20 protein-coding genes and 2 tRNA genes are annotated in these 19,444 nt (G+C 42.1%); 2 read left to right on the forward strand and 20 right to left on the reverse strand.

Going from position 1 to position 19,444, the window contains the following annotated elements; translation table 11 throughout:
• Positions 1-25: 25 nt before the first annotated feature.
• The 20 genes from CO230_RS07700 to CO230_RS07795 all read right to left on the reverse strand — a co-directional run bounded on the left by CO230_RS07700 (position 26) and on the right by CO230_RS07795 (position 18,079).
• Positions 26-1,282 (reverse strand): site-specific integrase, encoded by a 1,257-nt coding sequence (locus CO230_RS07700; protein ID WP_122028066.1) that lies wholly within the window; start codon positions 1,280-1,282, stop codon positions 26-28.
• A 376-nt stretch (positions 1,283-1,658) separates the two neighbouring features.
• Positions 1,659-1,732, reverse strand: a tRNA-Asp gene (locus CO230_RS07705).
• Between the two features lie 36 nt (positions 1,733-1,768).
• A tRNA-Asp gene (locus tag CO230_RS07710) sits at positions 1,769-1,842 on the reverse strand.
• A gap of 127 nt (positions 1,843-1,969) precedes the next feature.
• A complete protein-coding gene (trxA, locus tag CO230_RS07715) occupies positions 1,970-2,287 on the reverse strand; it encodes a thioredoxin (protein WP_122028067.1) in 318 nt (105 codons plus the stop codon).
• Positions 2,288-2,355: 68 nt separating this feature from the next.
• On the reverse strand, positions 2,356-3,528 hold the full coding sequence (locus CO230_RS07720) for a cysteine desulfurase family protein (RefSeq protein WP_122028068.1): 1,173 nt from the start codon (positions 3,526-3,528) through the stop codon (positions 2,356-2,358).
• Between the two features lie 30 nt (positions 3,529-3,558).
• Positions 3,559-4,146 (reverse strand): HAD-IB family hydrolase, encoded by a 588-nt coding sequence (locus CO230_RS07725; RefSeq protein ID WP_122028069.1) that lies wholly within the window; start codon positions 4,144-4,146, stop codon positions 3,559-3,561.
• 7 nt (positions 4,147-4,153) lie between these two features.
• Positions 4,154-4,879: an SDR family NAD(P)-dependent oxidoreductase gene (locus CO230_RS07730; protein ID WP_122028070.1), complete on the reverse strand. Its 726-nt coding sequence runs from the start codon at positions 4,877-4,879 to the stop codon at positions 4,154-4,156.
• A gap of 30 nt (positions 4,880-4,909) precedes the next feature.
• Positions 4,910-6,226, reverse strand: coding sequence for an FAD-binding protein (locus CO230_RS07735; protein ID WP_122028071.1), 1,317 nt, complete (start codon positions 6,224-6,226; stop codon positions 4,910-4,912).
• On the reverse strand, positions 6,226-7,110 hold the full coding sequence (locus CO230_RS07740) for a decaprenyl-phosphate phosphoribosyltransferase (RefSeq protein ID WP_122028072.1): 885 nt from the start codon (positions 7,108-7,110) through the stop codon (positions 6,226-6,228). The genes CO230_RS07735 and CO230_RS07740 overlap by 1 nt, the downstream gene beginning before the upstream one ends.
• An 87-nt stretch (positions 7,111-7,197) precedes the next feature.
• Positions 7,198-7,890, reverse strand: a complete 693-nt coding sequence (locus CO230_RS07745) for an OmpA family protein (protein WP_122028073.1) — start codon at positions 7,888-7,890, stop codon at positions 7,198-7,200.
• A gap of 17 nt (positions 7,891-7,907) precedes the next feature.
• Positions 7,908-8,390, reverse strand: a complete 483-nt coding sequence (locus tag CO230_RS07750) for a lipocalin family protein (protein ID WP_122028074.1) — start codon at positions 8,388-8,390, stop codon at positions 7,908-7,910.
• 109 nt (positions 8,391-8,499) lie between these two features.
• Positions 8,500-10,203 carry a S8 family serine peptidase gene (locus tag CO230_RS07755; protein ID WP_122028075.1) on the reverse strand — a complete coding sequence of 568 codons (1,704 nt, stop codon included), beginning with the start codon at positions 10,201-10,203 and terminating at the stop codon, positions 8,500-8,502.
• A 1-nt stretch (position 10,204) separates the two neighbouring features.
• Positions 10,205-10,819, reverse strand: coding sequence for a WbqC family protein (locus CO230_RS07760; RefSeq protein ID WP_122028076.1), 615 nt, complete (start codon positions 10,817-10,819; stop codon positions 10,205-10,207).
• Between the two features lie 61 nt (positions 10,820-10,880).
• Positions 10,881-12,533, reverse strand: a complete 1,653-nt coding sequence (gene lepB, locus CO230_RS07765) for a signal peptidase I (protein WP_122028077.1) — start codon at positions 12,531-12,533, stop codon at positions 10,881-10,883.
• Positions 12,534-12,614: 81 nt separating this feature from the next.
• Positions 12,615-13,316: a 4-hydroxy-tetrahydrodipicolinate reductase gene (gene dapB / locus CO230_RS07770; RefSeq protein ID WP_122028078.1), complete on the reverse strand. Its 702-nt coding sequence runs from the start codon at positions 13,314-13,316 to the stop codon at positions 12,615-12,617.
• Between the two features lie 19 nt (positions 13,317-13,335).
• Positions 13,336-13,965, reverse strand: a complete 630-nt coding sequence (locus CO230_RS07775) for a DUF5683 domain-containing protein (protein ID WP_122028079.1) — start codon at positions 13,963-13,965, stop codon at positions 13,336-13,338.
• Positions 13,965-14,852 (reverse strand): ParB/RepB/Spo0J family partition protein, encoded by an 888-nt coding sequence (locus CO230_RS07780; RefSeq protein WP_122028080.1) that lies wholly within the window; start codon positions 14,850-14,852, stop codon positions 13,965-13,967. Before CO230_RS07780 ends, CO230_RS07775 begins: the two co-directional genes overlap by 1 nt.
• Before the next feature lie 22 nt (positions 14,853-14,874).
• Complete coding sequence (locus CO230_RS07785; protein ID WP_122028081.1) at positions 14,875-15,648, reverse strand: ParA family protein; 774 nt, start codon at positions 15,646-15,648, stop codon at positions 14,875-14,877.
• A 163-nt stretch (positions 15,649-15,811) separates the two neighbouring features.
• Positions 15,812-16,621, reverse strand: coding sequence for an energy transducer TonB (locus CO230_RS07790; RefSeq protein WP_122028082.1), 810 nt, complete (start codon positions 16,619-16,621; stop codon positions 15,812-15,814).
• Between the two features lie 171 nt (positions 16,622-16,792).
• Positions 16,793-18,079, reverse strand: coding sequence for an adenylosuccinate synthase (locus CO230_RS07795; protein WP_122028083.1), 1,287 nt, complete (start codon positions 18,077-18,079; stop codon positions 16,793-16,795).
• A 164-nt stretch (positions 18,080-18,243) separates the two neighbouring features.
• Here CO230_RS07795 and hpt point away from each other — a divergent pair, with 164 nt between their 5' ends.
• Positions 18,244-18,798 (forward strand): hypoxanthine phosphoribosyltransferase, encoded by a 555-nt coding sequence (hpt, locus tag CO230_RS07800; protein ID WP_122028084.1) that lies wholly within the window; start codon positions 18,244-18,246, stop codon positions 18,796-18,798.
• A 47-nt stretch (positions 18,799-18,845) separates the two neighbouring features.
• Positions 18,846-19,427 (forward strand): adenylate kinase, encoded by a 582-nt coding sequence (locus tag CO230_RS07805; RefSeq protein ID WP_122028085.1) that lies wholly within the window; start codon positions 18,846-18,848, stop codon positions 19,425-19,427.
• Positions 19,428-19,444 lie beyond the last annotated feature (17 nt).

Below are 19,444 nucleotides of genomic sequence, written 5' to 3' on the forward strand. Positions count from 1 at the left end.
ATATAAGGATCACCGATTAACAAAACTAAAAACCAACTTTATTAATCTTTTGTTCTTGTAATTCTTGTTTCTGTTGGAGGATAGATGTGAGATTGCTCATATCGTCGCTTACTTTTTTATCCAAAATCTTCGCATAATGTTGTGTGGTCTTTATATTTTTATGACCGAGCATTTTGCTTACACTTTCAATGGAAACGCCATTTGACAAAGTAATAGTAGTAGCAAAGGTATGTCGTGCAATATGGTATGTCAATTCTTTATCAATCTGACACAAATCTGCAATTTCTTTCAGATAAGCATTCATTTTCTGATTAGTGAGGATGGGCAATAACTTTCCACTCACAGAGCAATACTGATTGTCGCGATATTTTTCAATAATACGCATTGCTTGTGGCAGTAGTGGAATATTAGAAGCTGTTTTTGTTTTTTGTCTTTTCGTAAAAATCCATTTGTTTCCATCCAGTCCAAAAGAAATGTTTTGTTTGGTTAGTTGTTTTGTATCAATATAAGCCAAACCGGTGTAGCAACTGAACAAAAAAATATCCCTGACTAATGAGAGTCTTTCATTTTTAAAATCCTTCTCCGTTAATCTAGTAAGTTCATCTTCATTCAGATATACTCTTGTAACTTCTTCAAATTTTGAATGATAATTTAGAAAAGGATTTTTTTCAATCCAACCGTTAGCAAGGCAAATTCTGATAATCTTTCCAAAGTTTTTCAAATATTTTACAGCCGAATTATTGTTGCAGGCCTTTTCAGTCCGCAGAAAAAATTCAAAATCATTTAAAAAGGCATAATCAATTTTCTTAATATTAATATCAGAAATTCTATACTTCCATTTAAGAAATTCTAAAGTATGGTTAAGGCAGGTGCGGTATCTACCCAGCGTTCCAGGTGCAAATTCTTTACCTACGAGTTTTTCCATACGATTATTATGATCCTTAAAAATACCGATAAGCATTCTTCCGGTTGCTTCTTTTCCAGTTAATCTGTTTTTTAAAACTTCAGTTGTAATATGTTCACCATCTTTCATAAGATCGTGATAGGCATTGTGAACCTGCTGCTCAAAGGTTTTCAGATAATGGTTAAGTTGTTTTATGGCCTCCGTATATCCTGTTGCCTTTTGTGCAGCAGCATTCCATTGGGATAATTTTATCGTCCTTTTCACACTTATTTCCGTAGCTTTTCCGTCGATTGTAATTCTAAGGTAAATTGGACATTCTCCCTTAGCATTTTCTTTGGCTTTTTTCACATAAAAAAGCAGGCTGAAAGTCTGGTTCATTTTACTAATATTTTAAGCATTAAATTTAAAATTCCTGAAAACCGTCCGCAAGATGTTCACTTTCTAAACAAGCTCACAGTAAGGCTTTCGGCGATTTCCAGTGACCCTTTTTTCCTTGGACATAGGTCACTGAAAAGGTCACTGCACACACTCGAAAAAAAAATCCAAAATTTGGTCTGAAAAAATCATTTCAAAATCAATTTTCAATCGCTCGCTTAGATTTTTTCCAGTGACCTATTTTTGAAACCGAAATAGGTCACTGAATAGGTCACTGAAAATATGTGCGAATTTGTTGCTCTTTGATTTCAGCATAAAAAGAAAAATGCCGTAAAACCTATGTTTTACAGCATTTTGTGCTACTTTGGTAAAGTAATCGCGATCCGGACGGGACTCGAACCCGCGACCTCCGCCGTGACAGGGCGGCATTCTAACCAGCTGAACTACCGGATCAATTTTTTTAAAGATAAAAATTGAAAAATCTTAAAGCGATCCGGACGGGACTCGAACCCGCGACCTCCGCCGTGACAGGGCGGCATTCTAACCAGCTGAACTACCGGATCATTTGTTTTTAAAGAGCTTCTTTCGTTTTCGTGAGTGCAAAATTAGCACTTTTCTGGTAACCTACAACTTTTTTGCAAAAAAATGCTTCCCAATTAGGAAAGCACTCATTTTCAAATAGATTATTTTCTATAAGTGGGCAGATAACTTCTCTGTAATAAACTCTTTCGAGTTAACACCTACAATCTTATCAACTACCTGACCATTCTTAAAGATAAGAAGTGTAGGGATATTACGGATTCCGTAATCTACAGAAACCTGCTGATTGTTGTCCACATCCACTTTCCCTACAATCGCCTTCCCTTCAAAATCCTCTGCAACTTCTTCAACGATTGGTCCCAGCATACGACAAGGTCCGCACCATACTGCCCAAAAATCTACCAGTACTGGCTTATCTGAATTTAATACAACCTCTTTAAACGACTGATCTGTTATTTCTAATGCCATTTCTTTATTTTTTAAAATTAATATTCTTTGTACAAAATTACGGATAAAGTTTTAAATATCCTTATTCCCTATCTATAGGTACCATCAGCATTTTCTATGATGAATGGCTGTGAGATTTCCTTCAGGGCTTCTGCCAGCGCATCAATGTCCTCTTTAGTGGTAAGATGGCTGAAGGAGATCCTTAAAGGCGTTGTGCGTTGCATATCCTCGTCATCCAATAGCATCATCATCACCATCGATGGTTTTGCAGCCCCGGAAGAGCAGGCACTACCCTGTGATATGGCTATACCTTTCATATCTAATTTAAGGCCAATCATAGGATCTTTAAAGGGCAATAATACACTCAGCACCGTGTATAAGCTGCTTTCTTCAGCACTTCTACCGTTAAAACGGATACCAGGAATTATTTGTGTAAGCTTTTGTATCGTGTATTCTTTAATGCTTTTAATATGCTCGGTGTATGCCTGCATGTTTTTCAAAGAAAGCTCCAGCGCTCTGCCCAAACCTACGATTCCACACACGTTCTCGGTACCTGCACGCAATGAGCGCTCTTGTGGGCCACCGGTAATAATCCCTTTAAGGCCTGAAGATTTGCGTATGAAAGCAAAACCACTGCCTTTAGGTCCATGAAATTTGTGTGCGCTGCAGGAGGCAAAATCCACCGGAATGTCTGAGAAATCAATCTCCATATGGGCCATCGTCTGTACCGTATCCGAATGGAAAAGCGCCCCGTGTTCCTTACAGATCTGTGCTGTTTTCTTCAGGTCGAGCAGGTTGCCAATTTCGTTGTTGGCATGCATTAAACTCACCAAAGTCTTCTTATCGGAACTTTTCAGTTGCTGCACAAGATCATCAAGGCTGATGTCACCGTTACTGTCTGGCCGTAGATACACCACTTCTAACCCTCTGCGTTTCTTCATGTCCATGACAGTCTCTGCAACGCATTTATGCTCCATCGGCGAAGTGATAATGCGCTCTACCGCCAAATGGTTGACACACGATTTTATAATCATGTTATTAGATTCGGTCCCGCAAGAGGTAAAAACGATCTCAGCAGGCGTTACCTTCAGATAATCCGCGACCTCGCGGCGTACGGTTTCGATCAGGATCTTCGCTTCCTGGCCAAAACTGTGTGTGGATGAGGGGTTGCCGAAATTCACTTTCAGTACCTGTACCATGGCATCAATAACTTCTTCTGCGAGTGGCGTGGTAGCGGCATTATCCAGATATATTCTATCCATTTTATCTTAAGGTTTAGGGATGGGGTAAATTTAATGAAAAAATTCAAAATGGCTTTCATCTGCCCAAGCCAACATCTCGCGGTCGCCAGTAGAATCACCGAAAGCAATGGTTTTATCGAACTTTTGGTGGGCAATGGCGGTTTTTATCCTGCAGCGCTTTTCGTCACCATTGCAGTTTTTGCCCATAAAATTGCCTGTGAATATTTCATTATCAAAATCAGCCTGTGTAGCGAGCAATTTAAAGCCCCAGTTATCAGCAAATGGTTTCACCCAAATATCCAGTGAGGCTGAAACGATGTAGATTTCGGTTTGATTTCTGTTGATTTTATCAATAAATTGCTGTGCGTTGGGCCGAATGAGCGCCTTATGATGCCGTAAGAAAAACTCCTGCGCGCGGGCCTCTATTTCCTGTCTTTTTTCTCCTTTCAAAACAGCTGAGATGAAACTTTTCTTCACTTTTTCAGCGTCCGCAAGTTTTAGTTTAAGTAATACGAACAGCGGAATATGTACTAAGAATGACAGATAAAATCTCCTTGGATGATAGAACTTCAGGAAAAGGAACATGGTATCCCGAAATGTGAGGGTACCATCAAAATCGAAAAGATAGAGTTTTCTCATGTATCGGTTATAACTTCATTTTCTTGAAAATAAACTCAGGAACAGCACGGATCATCATCATGATAAGTGACCAAACCGGCAACACATACACTACGTTGCGTTTCGCTTTGTAGGCTTTGTAAATAAGGTTGGCAGCCTGCTTCGGTGTGGCGGTAAGGGTTGGGTTAAGCGGTAATCCCTCCGTCATCTTAGTATCCATAAAACCTGGTTTTATAGTGATTACATGTACGTTGCGCGAATACAGATAGTTGCGTAAACCGCTTAGGTAAGCGGTAAGTCCTGCCTTGGCGCTGCCGTAGATGAAATTGCTCTGTCTTCCGCGTTCGCCAGCGACCGATGACAGCACAATCATGGTACCGGAACGTTTCCTTTCCATTTTTTCTGCAAAATAATTAAGGATAGGGAGGAGTCGTGCATAGTTGATACCCACAATACGGTCGGTGTTTTTCGTGTTATACAAGGCCTCTTCGGTACCCTCGCCTAAGTAACCGGAGGCACAGAAGAGCAGATCGCTCTGTATATCAGAAAACTTCGTAAAATCAGTATCGTTCATCAGATCAAGTGCGATGATTTCTGAGTGTTGCAGATATTTGACATCAATATGACGGGCAAATTTCTCGGCCGTATCCCTGTTGGAGGTGAATAAATAGACAGAGGGGAATTTTTCACCGGTTTGCAAAACTCTTTCTACAAATGCCTGCGCTACTTCCGAATTACTTCCTAATACAATCATGGTTTACTATTTAGGCCTTGATTAAAAACCTTAGAGATTACTGAGGATTCTTTTATGCTGCAAAGAAACGAATTTGGCATTCTGTACCTGCTGTAGATAATTAGTGAGCGAAGATCTACTCATACTGTCTTTGGTCAGGTAAATTCGTCCGCCATATTCCGAGACAATATCATCCAGTTGCTGTACCAGTGCGCTGAGTTTGCTATTGACCTTAAAATCCAGCGCTAGGGTGTACCCTTCAATAGGAAAAGAATTAAAGGCCTGTGGATTGTTTTTCCCGAACAACTTCAGCACCGCCAGGAAAGAGCCATTCTTGCTGTGGGCGATGGTCTCCAGAATCTTGCGCATCCCATCTTTTCCGTTGGCTCTCGGGATAACCATCTGATATTGAATAAAGCCTTTTTTGCCGTAAATCTTATTCCAGTCGTTTACTACATCAAGCGGATAGAAGAAACTTTCGTAGTCTACAATATCCTTTTTTATCTTGGTACGCTGTTTTTTAAAATACAGCACATTGAAGAGTTTTACCGTAAGATTATTAAGTATAAACCCCGGAAAATAAAACGGGACGGTGGGTACTATTTTTTTCTTCAGCCTAAGCGGTGTACCCGCAAGTTTTGCCGGCAGTTCCTGTAGCAGCGCATGCTCGCCACGCATCAGGATGCTTCTGCCGAGTTTGGGCCCTTTCTGCAGACAGTCAATCCAAGCGACATTGTATGTCCAGTCTTCACTTTCATCGAAAAGTTGGAAAATTTCATCAAGATTTTCCGCTTTGATACTTTCCTGCTTGATATAAGACGTACTGATGTTCTTTAGCCTGAATTTAGCATCCAGAATAATACCTGTAAGTCCCATTCCGCCGATGGTAGCCCAGAACTTATCGGGATTTTCCTTGCGCGAACATGTAATGACCTCCGCATGTTCATTCAACAAAGAAAATTCGATCAAGTATTCTGAAAAGCAACCTTCCTGATGATGATTTTTGCCGTGTACATCAGAAGCGATAGCGCCACCTACAGTGATGAATTTGGTCCCTGGGGTTACGTAAAGAAAATAGCCTTGCGGTACGATAACCTCTAGAATTTCGGAGAGTAGCATACCTGCTTCGCACGCGATGATGCCATTTAGCCTATCGAAGCTGATGAACTTATTAAGTCTTTTGGTGGAAAAGATATGTTCTGCCAACGCGGCATCACCGTAGCAACGGCCATTTCCCCGCGCGATTACCTCATTATTGTTCCGTACAAAATCCTGTATTTTCAGCAAAGAGTCTTCAGACCGGATTTCTTTTTCAACTACAGGAAAATTTCCCCAGTTGGCCACCTTCTGTATGAAATTGGGTTTCATTATTTGAAATAGATTTGAAGTAAAAATGCGGCAAGCCACAACACCAGCGTTACCTGAATATATCGGTCTTTATAGATAATTTTAGTCGGTGATTCGGTTTTGTTATATACGAGTGTCTGCTGAAGATATCGTAGGAAAGCGAATACAACAAAAAACACGGTGTAAAATACCCTGGAATGGAACTTCTGCTGTACTTCTGGCGAGAGGGTAAACATCAGGTAACAGATGATGGCCAGGGTACAACTTATCGAAAGCGCGATATCCGCGAACTGCACATTATACCCATCAAGCGCCCGCCTGGTTTTACCGGAAATCTGTGCATTAATGAGTTCTCCCCTACGTTTACCAATTGCCAATACCAGTGCCAACACAAATGTCAGCAAGATCGCCCACTGAGAAATATATATCCCCGAGGCATAACCACCAGCTGATACACGCAGCACAAAGCCAATCGCAATAATGCAGACATCAATAATCGCGACGTGTTTCAGACGAAAAGTGTAAGCGATATTCATCACAAAATAAAATGCAATGACCGCGGAAAACTTCAGCAAATCGCGGTGCAAAAAATGCTGACCGAAAAATATCAAAAGGATAATGGAACAGACCAGTGCTATAAAAACCGAAATCGCTACAGGCTTTCGGATAGCACCACTGGCTAAGGGACGGTTCTTTTTATCAGGATGCTTACGGTCCGACTCGATATCAGAATAATCATTCACGATATAGATGCTGCTTGCTGTAAATGAAAACACTACAAATGCAAAAATACTTTTGGCCAGCAGATCCAGATTGGTAATATTTCCCGAGAAGAACAGAGGTGCGAAAACAAAAAGATTTTTTACCCACTGCTCTACGCGAAGAAGTTTTAAATATTTCGTCATCTGTGAAAAAATCAGAAACAAAAGTAATGATTTTAAAATAAAAAAGCCCGCCGTGGCGGACTATAAATATAATGATAGGATTTGGTCTTAATTGTTGTTTTGTGCCTCGTTAATCATTTCCTCGTTCGCGGTAATGGCAAACTCTACACGTCGGTTTTCGGCTCTGCCTGCATCGGTGTTATTACTTGCTACAGGTTCTTTTTCGCCCATTCCCATGGTAATCATGCGCGATGAAGCGACCCCTTGGGAAACCAAATATGATTTAACCGCGGCCGCACGTCTTTCAGAGAGTGAAAGGTTATAAGCATCAGTCCCTTTGCTGTCGGTATGTCCGTAGATATTGATGTTCGTATCCATATTATTTTTAAGGACGGTCGCCAGTTTATTAAGGTTAGCTTTAGCCGCAGCGGTGAGTTCTGAAGAATCGAAACCGAAGTTTACCATATTCTCTTTCATCGTCACACGTATACCTTCACCTACACGTTCTACTTCCGCGCCTGGCAATGTTTCTTTAATTTCTTTGGCCTGTTTGTCCATATTACGGCCAATCACATTACCGGCTACACCACCTACGATGCCACCCAGCACAGCGCCGGCTGGCGCATTTTTACCTTTGCCGAGATTGTTACCCAACACCCCGCCTAATACAGCGCCGGCTGTTGCACCGATAACGGTACCTTTTTGTTGGTTATTGGCATTTTGTACAGTTTCGCAACTGGTAAGCAGTAAACCTGCTGACAGAAATAAACCTGCGAAATTGGTTTTATTTAAGAATCTCATATCGTTTGTTTGTTTAATTAATTTTTCATTCCGGTTCGGCTGAAGTTGTAGATGATCCTTACATTATCACCCGCTGAGTTCACATTCTGTTCGAGGCTAAAAGAATCTGCAGTTTGACTGATGAGATTTAATGAATACCCTTCAGTGACAGATTTTGCTTTGGAGCCTTCTAGCATTTTTTTGAATTTGAATTCAGAACCGTTTACCACTTCAAATTTAATAGGCTGAATCACGCTTGGGCATGCGCCGCCGCCACTCAAAGTGTAAGAGCCTGTCCAATTATTGGGGATAAGCCTCCAGTGGCTTCCTACGAAACACTGTGCATCCGCACCTTCATCAAATGGCTTCACCTTATAATTTTTATCGTAGTTTACACTGGTAATCTCCCAGTCACCTTTTAGCTGAAGAAACTCGGCCCTGTTGTTCTGAGCGGTTTTAGCCGTACTGCAAGAAACAGTAAGTGCTGCCCCTACGAAGCCCGCTAATAATAGATTTTTCATAGCTTAAATTATTTGATACATACCCTACAAAAAACCGTGCCACACCCATAGATATCCAAAAAAAAGCCCGAATAACCGGACTTTTTATTGAACAATCATATAAAAAGATTTATTTCTTAACCTTTTTTACCGTTTTTTTAGGTGCCGCATTTTTGGCTGCTGGCATTGGTTTATAGAAATTAGTATAGGCATATTCCGCCGCTTTCAGCACATCAATAACTCCGCCTGCCTGAGAAATAAGGTTGAAGCTGTTATTGGTATTTGATGAAATCATCGCGTTTACAGAAGATTTGTTTGAAGTCTTCACCAGTGCTTCGATGATTTGCGCCGGTGTGAGGTTAGGCATGTAAGCCAGCAATACCGATGCTGCGCCTGCAACCACCGGAGCTGCCATTGATGTCCCTTGCAGATACTCATATTTGCCATCGGGCACAGTAGAGTAAATTTTATCGCCTGGGGCAAACACATTCACCATCTTTTGGTTGTAGTTGGAGAAACTGGCTCTTAGAAACTCATTATTATTGGTAGAAGCGCCCACCACAATCATGTTATTAATAAAAGGTGCCGGATCGGTAACATCCTGGAAGTTGGTTGGGTAATATATATTCTCCTCGATGTTTTCATTCTCATTACCAGCAGCTTTTACGAGTAACACACCTTTATCCTGCGCATATTTAAATGCTTCCCAAACGATATTCTTGCCGGGAGAAACGGGTTTGCCGAAACTCATATTCAAGATTTTAGCGCCGTTATCCACTGCATATCGTATGGAATTGGCCACGTCCTTATCTCTTTCATCACCATTTGGCACGGTACGAACGGTCATGATTCTTGCGGTTTTATAGCCTACACCATATTGTACTTCGGCACCGTGTGGCATACCTGCGATAATGCCTGCAACGTGTGTCCCGTGCTGGGCATCCGGGCCTTCGTAATTGTTATTACCATAAAAACGCTCCGTATAATCATCATAGTTATCGCCTACAATTTCGGCACGCGGATCATAATCAAGATTATACTGCTTGGTAGCCTGGGGACCATAATAATCGAGCGCTTCTTTCATTTGTGCTTCCAGAAACTTTTGTACTTCAGCCGGTGCTTTCCCTTTCACTGAAGGGTCGTTCACCAACTGACCAAGTACCGAAGCTGCCATCGCCTGCTCCTGTGTGGTAGGCTTAATGGCGGCCACAGCTTCAGTGGTGAGCGGCTGGCCGTTGAGCAACGCAATCATTGATGGGATCATTTGCTGAATGCGCGAATAGGTTTCGTACCCTTGTTTGGCTTCGAGGCTTTTCTTAGTGAAGAGTTCCTTGGACTTCATGTACATTTCGAACTCATTCGGCATTTTTGCCTGATTCGCTTTATTGACAGTGGAGTTTGCGCCTTCAAAGACATCTTTATACTTCTTCACCACGCGGGTTACTTCCATATTATCTACATCGATGTCACCGTTTTTCCCGCCCATGAAATTCCAGCCATGTACGTCGTCTACATAACCATTGTTATCATCGTCTTTGCCGTTGTTTGGGATTTCATTCGGATTTCTCCACATGTTTTTCATTAGTCCGGGATGGTCCACTTCTACCCCGCTGTCGAGTACGCCTACGACAACTGGTTTGGCTTTAAGGCCTTTGGACTCCAGATATTTATATGCATTATCGGTATTTACACCATATACGTTGGTGGCAGCAAAATCTTTGTGATACCAAGTCATCAGATCTTTATCTTTCATTGGATCCACCGGCTGGCTGTCGGCTTGTGCAAACGCAGCTGTGCCTGCGAGAAAGTAAGCTGCGATGAGTAATTTTTTCATATTAAATTTTGTTTAGATCGATATTCTTAAGATAAGTAAGCGTTTCCGGGCCTTTGTTACATATTAAATCGAGTATGGAGAGATCTGCCTCAAACCCGAATTTGTCCGAGAAAGTCTGGTAATAAGTTTCGAGACCATAATCCTCCCGGTGTTTGGCAGGAAATTTTTCCCGGTAATTTTTTCCTTCCGGTTCTTTCAGGTACTCGCCGCTCAACGTATATTCTTTTTCTGTTTTCAAGATTTGCTGAATGACTTTCAGGGCGTTCAGATTAAATTCGATAAGAGAAGGGGTACTAAAGTTAAATATAGCCTCGAGCTTATCTTCATAAAACTCGAAATACGGCGAACTCTGATACGCGGTTTTAATAGATTTCCAATGGAGTTTCTGCCAGTTTTCGCGGTAAGAAATTTCTGTTTCATTCAGTACACGTTTACCGTTATGGCTTATCGGAATAATGAGTGACAGACGACCATTGGCCCCATAAATGGTGGTACGGTTACGGTAAGTCTGTTTCGGGAAATGCTCAAATTGCTCCAGTTCTACTGCTTTACTTTGTAAAAAGACAGCGAACCATGACACTGGCGGAAGATAAAATATAGGTAATAAAACTTTCATCGAATAAAAATTAAAATCCCCCTCCAGGGGAGAGGGAAAGTGATATAAAAATGTAAACAGTTTAGTCTGTTTTTTCTTTCTTTTTGAAGAGCTTGGCAAAATAATCCCAACCGAAAAACAATACAAGAATAATGACGGCTACCCACCAATAAGAAGTTTTGTGTGCTTCACCGGTGTTGGTGGCTTTAAACATACGGTCCCAACGGAAAGATTTGCCATCCGGCTGGTAAGATGAACCGTTGTCAGCAAAAAGACCTTCTATACTCAACCAGGTAAACATGGGGCTGCCGACGATATTTTCCTCTGGCACGAAACCGAAAAACCGGGCATCAAGTGAGGCATCGCGGTTGTCACCAATCATCATATAATAATCCTGCTTTATGGTGTACTGATTGGTTTGCTGGCCATTTATAAAAATTTTACCATCGCGGTTCTCGAGTTTGTTATGTTCGTACTCTGAAATAATCCATTGATATTCAGGCAAATTACTCTGGGTAAGGGTTACCACATCGCCTTTTTTCGGAATCCTTAGCGGCCCATACCAATCTTGATTCCATTTCTTATTGATCGGAAAAATGGACTGGGCGGTATCAATGTTTTTGGTATATGCACTACGGTCGGCATTTACCTTATAAGAAACCGCAGCCGAATCTTTTGCCCAGATATGTTCTTTAAGTTCAATCACTTGCGGCAATTGCTTGATTTCTCTGGCAGTTTTATCCGTAAGTCCTTGGAAATCATAAACAAATCCGTTTTCAGTCTGTAACTCCTGTACCGGTAAGAAACCATATTGTCTGTATAACGAAGGAATATCCAACTGGCTGCCAGTTACAGCGATGAACTTATGCTGTTTCTGCTGGTCTCCTAAGATAGTTTCTGGTTTACCATTCACAAACAAACGTCCGGCGCGCATTTCTATGAGATCGCCGGCAACTGCCACGCAGCGTTTCACGTAAGGATCTTTTCGGTCTGTAGCGGTGTGAACAGAATCTTGGGGATAATTAAATACTACAATATCGTTTTTCTGCGGTTTATTGAACTGAAAAATCCTTTCGTAAGGAAGTTTTACAGTTTCCACATAAGACTTGGGGTCATCCTTTGGGTTGCCCTTCTGGCCGGTATCTAAAATAGTTCCCTGCAAGAACGGAATCGCCAGCGGACGCATCGGCATACGGAAACCATACGTCCATTTATTAACAAATAGGAAATCGCCTACCATTAATGTACGCTCCATAGAGCCCGTTGGAATACCAAATGGCTGAACTACAAACACATGCACAATAGTCGCAAACACTGCCGCAAAAGTTATTGAGCCGATAAAAGATTCTTTTTTCTTTTCTTGAGGTTCTTCACCGGTAAGGAATAATGAGTCTTCGGTTTCTATCTCGGCATCCTTACTATAGTTCACCACCGCCATATAAATGAATGGTAATAAAACAGTCAGCAACCTTTGCGTAAAGGTTCTTTTCCCGAAATGTTTCATCAAAAACAAGTGAAAAACCGACAACATAATAGGCCCCACAATGGGCAGATAAGCCATGATTACCCACCATTTAGGATGTTTTGTTTCTTTCTGTATGATGAAATAATTATAGAACGGAACAAACGCCAGTAACGGATGATAGCCCATTTTCTTAAAGAGCTTCCATGTGGAAAGCCCCATCAAAACGGATAAGATAAGGACGTAAACGGTATAGGTAATAAAATAATTCATGGATAAAAATCTGTTTGCGTTTGCTGGTAAACGATTAGTTTTAAGTTTCGGGCAATTGTTACAGGGCTACTATTGGTAATATTACGAAAAAAGCACGTCTTTCATCGTGAAGCTGCCAGATTTCCCCTCGATCCACTCTGCTGCGATTACGGCTCCCAAGGCAAAACCATTTCTGTTGAAAGCGGTATGTTTGATCTCAATCTCATCCACATCGCTGCGGTAATAAACGCTGTGTGTACCGGGTACCTCATCCTCACGGATGGCAAAAATACCCAGCTGTTCCTTATCTGTTTCATCGAGTTTCCAGCTGTTGAACGCAGCATTGTTCTTTATGATGCCTTCTGCCAGTGAAATAGCGGTGCCACTGGGCGCATCAAGTTTATGCGTATGATGAATTTCCTCCAGCTGCACATTATATTCATTGAAACCTCTCATCATGGCAGCCAACTTCTCATTCAGCTCAAAAAAAAGATTTACACCTAAACTGAAATTGGAACCATACAGGAAACCCGTACCATTATCGATGGCCATCTGCTCCACCTCTGGTTTTTTTGCCAGCCAGCCCGTGGTTCCGCAAATAACCGGGATTTTATATCCTAGGCAAGTTTTGATGTTTTCAAAAGCCACCTCCGGGTTTGAAAATTCTATCACCACATCTGGCTGATGAAGGTTTTCCAGCGTAGGAGATTCGTTGAGGCGGGCTACGACTTCATGTCCACGGGAAACAGCAATCTGATCAATGATCTTACCCATTTTTCCGTAGCCTACCAATGCAATTTTCATATTTGTAATCTTATTTTTATTAAAAGTTGTAACTCAAACTTAGCCCAGCCTTTGAATTCTGCCTGGCAAATTCATCATAAATAACCGTTGGCTTCAGCGCTAGATCAGGGTCTTTGCGGCCTTCGTAGAGGTGTGCGTCCACTACTGCGTCTACGATATTCAGCAAATACACCAGTCCTGTTACGGCAATGGCATAATCTCGCTGGCGTTTGGCGCGGTCTTGCGTGCGCCCTAAAGCTTCGGCTGTAATGCCCGGAATGTCAGAAAATTCATGGGACTGCCCATTGAGTTCTGCGATAAAAGCGTCACGGTAGCGGTTATATTGTTTTTGATTCCACAGGGTAATACCGATGCCGGTCCCGATCCCACCCCAAACGATTGGGATCTTCCAGTATTTTCTGTTGTAATACTGCCCCAACCCTGGTAAAACCGCCGAATATAAACCCGCTTTTGTAGGATTATACCGCACAGCAACCGGTGTCGAGTTGGATTGCTGAATATCTGCGTACACTTCCACTTCAGACTTCGGAGTAGTGGCAGAAACCGAATCGGTCGGATAATTCTCTACGCGGATCGTATCCTTTGGCAGAACCTGACCAAATATTTGAACTGATATAAACAGAAGCAGCAAGGCTGTGATTTTACCCATTATCTGAAATGTGATAGGATGTTTTCCAGTTCTTCTTCATTCTTGAAATCGAGTACGATCTTCCCCTTTTTCCCGTTAGCGGCGGCCTTAATCTCTACTTTTGAATTTAGTATATCGGCGAGGTTCTTCTCGGCTTTCTTGAAATGATTTGGTAAAACCGCTTTCGCTCTCTTCTCAGGATTCGCCTCATTTTTCATCCTCGAAGCTTCTTCCTCTGCCTGTCGTACGTTAAGTTTATGCGCAACGATTTTCTGAAACAGCATCCTTTGCTTTTCGGGATCGTCTTGGCTTAAGATGGCACGGCCGTGGCCAGCAGAGATTTCTCCACTTCGGATGGCATCCTGTATTTCTGGTGACAGGCGCAACAGCCTTATCGAATTGGTAATGGAAGTTCGGTCTTTGCCGAGTCGCTGGCTAAGGTTCTCCTGTGTGAGACCTATTTCTTCGAGCAAGCGTTGATAGGTAAGCGCAATTTCTATCGCATCGAGATCTTCGCGCTGAATGTTTTCTACCAAAGCCATCTCGAGCAACTCTTGATCGTTCACCAGGCGGATGTAAGCAGGCACAGTCTCCAGACCGGCAATCTTACTCGCCCTGTAACGGCGTTCCCCAGAGATAATCTCAAATTTATCACCATCTTTCCGTAAGGTGATCGGCTGAATGATGCCCAGGCTTCGGATAGATTCTGCCAGTTCATTCAGTGCTTTTTCATCGAAATAAGTCCGGGGCTGCGAAGCATTCGGATAAATATCATCCAGCGAAACCTGTACGATATTTCCCACGAACTTATCTGCACCTTCGTCGGTGGCAGAGTTTACCGTTGCCTTGGATTCGGCACTCAGTATCGCACCCAGGCCACGCCCCATCGCTCTTTTCTTATCTCTCATAATATGGTTAGCGTTTTACTTTTTAACTTTTTACTAAATTTTCATTTTTCAGCAACACTTCCTCAGCCAGCTGAAGATATTGAATAGCGCCTTTGCTTTCAGCATCATAATTAAGGATGCTTTCGCCGAAACTTGGCGCTTCACTCAAACGTACATTTCGGCTGATGACTGTCTCGAAAACCATTTCAGGGAAATGCGAGTTCACCTCTTCCACGACCTGGTTTGAAAGTCGCAGACGCGAATCGTACATCGTAAGCAGCAGTCCTTCGATATCAAGGTCCTTGTTATGGATTTTCTGTACATTCTTAATGGTGTTCAGTAATTTACCTAAACCTTCAAGGGCAAAATACTCGCACTGTATCGGGATGATGACAGAATCGGCGGCTGTTAGGGCATTAATGGTAATCAGTCCCAAACTTGGCGCACAGTCGATAATGATGTAATCGTACTCGTCACGAAGTTCTTCCAGCGCTTCTTTCAGCATATATTCGCGGTTCTCACGATCTACAAGTTCGATCTCGGCCGCAACCAAATCGATGTGCGAAGGTATAATATCGAGATTTGGCGAAGTGGTTTTCTGCACACAATTTTTAGCATCGGTACTGCGCTCCAGCAGGTTATAGGTAGAAAACGTGGCCTCGTCAACACCAAGACCCGAAGTGGCATTGGCCTGCGGATCGGCATCAATAATAAGGATTTTCTTTTCAAGCACCCCCAGTGCGGCAGCCAGATTCACAGCTGTAGTTGTTTTCCCTACCCCACCTTTTTGATTGGCAATGCCAATAATTTTAGCCATTCTTTATATTTTAAACCTCAAAAATACACTTTTTTATCATTTTCAGATATTTATAAAAAAAGCGAATAAACTTAACGCCTTTAAAATGAATAAGATAGCTATAAAAAAAATTATCCACAAAAGATGGTATTCTGTGGATAAAATTAGAGCGAGACAAATGATTTCACTCAAACTGCATAGAAATAGGGAATTTGAAGTAACTTCTTACAGATTGGCCATTAAGTTGCGCCGGCGTCCATTTCCCTTTGATTTTTTTGATGGTTTTTTCGGCTTCCGCATTAAAAACGGGATCTTTCCCTGTAGCTTTTACGGCTGAAATATTACCGTCTTTCTCTACAATAAAAGTCACCATGGTCTTTAGTACCTCACCACGGCCTTCGAAATCATCCGTACTAAAATTCTGTACTACCCGAATGCGGAAAGCATCTATCCCACCCGAAAACTTAGCTTCCACATCTACCTTTGCAACCGGTGAATCATCTATTGGTTTTGGTACACTTTGCGGAGGGGCTACGGGCACTTGTGGCAAGGTGACAGGCGGTGTATATGAAGAAACCGGTGGTGGCCCTGATACGGTGACAAGACCAATATGGGCATCTCGTATATCATTTACAGTGGGTGGCGCTACGTCTTTAACAGGATTTTTAGTAGGTGTCGGCATTTCGATGCTTACCGTGGCGGGCGGAATACTGACAACCGGCGTTTGTGAAGCGGCAGGCGGCTCGATTTCATCCACCGGAACCAATGTATGGCCAGAATTATCTGATATCGAAGGTACTTCGGCCGTATCCAAAGCGTTTATAAACACCGGAGTGAGAGAGATACCTGCAAAAACGGCAATCCCCAGAAACAGTGATTTTCTTAGGATGGCGCTTTCACTGGCGCGTAATTGGTACGCTCCATAAGCCTTGTTGCGGTTTTCGAAAAGGATTTCATTAAACCGGTTTTCCTGAGAGGTCGTAAAAATGTTCATGGCAAAATATTTAATTGTTAAGATAAATAACTTTTCAACACAATAACGTTATCAATAAAGAACCAACAAATAAAATGCCTAATCATTTAATATTTTTAAACTAAATTATTCTTTCCATACAAATTAATTAATTTTACCTGTAAAAAAAGCTGCCTGTCGGCAGCTTTAGTTTTAAAAAAGTTCTTTACGGATGATATTCTGGCTCCGCTCCGGACCTACGGAAACCAGATATACATTGATGCCGAGATATTTCTCGATAAACTCAATATATTTCTTGGCGTTCTGCGGTAATTCATCATAGCTTCTGGCATTGGTAATATCTTCGTCCCAGCCGTCAAGTTCCTCATAAATTGGCTCATAATCGTACAATTTCGTGGTTGAGGATGTGAAGTAATCTATGATCTTACCATCTTCGGTTTTGTATTTCGTAGCAATTTTCAATGGTGAAATACCGGAAAGCACATCAAGTTTTGTAATAACCAGATTATTAATTCCGTTAATCATCGTCGCATGTTTCAGTGACACCAGGTCAAGCCAGCCAGTTCTTCGCGGACGCCCTGTAGTAGCCCCAAACTCAAAACCGATTTTTCTGATATGTTCGCCCAAATCATTATTAAGTTCGGTAGGGAAAGGGCCTTCGCCCACTCTGGTTGTGTAGGCTTTCGCCACACCTATTAAATTCTGCAGACTGGTTGGTGGCACACCGGCACCTGCACAAACACCGCCCGTAGTAGGTGATGATGAGGTAACATACGGATAGGTACCGAAATCAATATCGAGCATCGCCGCCTGCGCCCCTTCGAAAAGGATGTTTTTACCCTCGCGGATGGCTTCATTAAGTTCAGTTTCGGTATCGATGATGCGGTGTTTTAACTGCTCGCCCAAGGCTAGATATTGCTGGTAAATCTCATCAAATGCAAGCGTAGGTTTACCATAATATTTTTCAAAAAGTGAGTTTTTGAGTTTCAGGTTTTTCTGGATTTTATCGGCGAGGATCTCAGGATTCAGCAAATCAATCATGCGGATGCCAATTCTCGCAATCTTATCCTCATAACAAGGGCCGATACCTTTTTTGGTAGTACCAATGTGGGTGCCGCCGGTTTCTTCTTCCCGGTAGGTATCCAGCAGGATATGGTATGGCATGATGACGTGTGCGCGGCGACTGATGAATACATGATCTGTCTTAAGCCCTTTTTCTTCAATCTGCCCAATTTCTTTAAGGAAAGCCATAGGATTAACGACTACCCCATTGGCAATAACACATTTGCCTCGGCATTGTAAAACGCCCGAGGGCAGTAGGTGAAGCACGAACTTCTCTTCACCGGCATATACGGTGTGACCGGCATTATCGCCACCCTGAAAACGCACTACATAATCGGATTTTGCGGAGAGGACATCCGTGATTTTGCCTTTTCCCTCATCACCATACTGCAGGCCTACCACTACATAAGTTGACATAATTTTTTACTTTTATTTAGATTTATGCAAAAGTAGATTTTCTGAGGGTTACAGGCAACCAAAACCGTTAAATATATCCCCTTAACAGTCTTATCTCGTGTGTATTGATTTTAATTAAAGTAAGATTCCTTAAAAAACATTAAATTTGCGCTTTGCAAATCTCTATGGAATCCATCAAAATTCACGACAAGACGTTTATTCCTTACCTGCGCGATGCCGAAATACAGGAAATCGTAAAAGAAACCGCCCTGAAAATTTACGAAGATTACAAAGATGAAACACCGGTATTTATTGGGGTTTTAAATGGCGTAATCATGTTTTTTTCAGACCTGCTGAAACATTATCCCGGCCAGTGCGAAGTCGCATTCATCCAGATGAGTTCGTACGTGGGCACACAATCTACAGGGATCGTTTACCAGAAAATGGAGCTTACCAAAGACATCAAGGACCGTCACATCATACTTGTTGAAGACATTGTAGATACCGGAAACACCGTTGAAAGTCTCTTTAAATACTTCACCGAAACCCAGCGCCCGAAATCTGTGAAATTAGCTACCTTCCTGCTAAAGCCTGATGTTTACAAAAAAGATTTCAAACTTGATTATGTCGGGAAAGAAATCCCGAACAAATTCGTGCTCGGCTATGGCTTGGATTATGATGAAATCGCCAGAAACCTGAAAGACCTTTACCAACTGGAAGAAGGCCGCATCAACGAATAAACATCGCAGCAGCCCTGCAAATCCTTCATAAATCTAATAAAAAATTAATGATAAACATTGTACTCTTTGGCCCTCCGGGAAGTGGCAAAGGCACACAGGCACAACATTTAATTGAAAAATTCAACTTGAAACAGATCTCTACCGGCGATCTTTTCCGGTTCAATATGAAAAATGGCACCGCGCTCGGCACACTGGCCAAATCCTACATAGATAAAGGCGAGCTGGTGCCCGATCAAGTAACCACCGATATGCTGGTAGATGAAATAAAGAAGCCTACCGATGCTGTAGGTTTCATTTTCGATGGCTATCCGCGTACGGCCAACCAAACTGATGCGCTAGAGCAGATTGTGAAAGAAGTACTGCATGACGAGATTTCCGTATGTCTTTCTTTGGTGGTAGATGATGAAATCCTCGTGGATAGATTACTTAAAAGAGGCGAAACCAGCGGTAGGACAGATGATTCTAATGAAGAGGTCATCCGCAACAGAATTAAAGAATATTATGCTAAAACTGCTGAAGTAGCCGAACTTTACAAGCAGCAAGGCAAATATGTAGAAGTAAACGGCGTAGGCGGAATCGAAGAAATTTCCGAAAAACTGTTCGCCGAAGTAGAAAAAATAAAAAAATAACTGCCGGAAACTTTCCG

This window comes from Chryseobacterium sp. 6424 (assembly GCF_003692615.1).
Taxonomy (GTDB): domain Bacteria; phylum Bacteroidota; class Bacteroidia; order Flavobacteriales; family Weeksellaceae; genus Kaistella.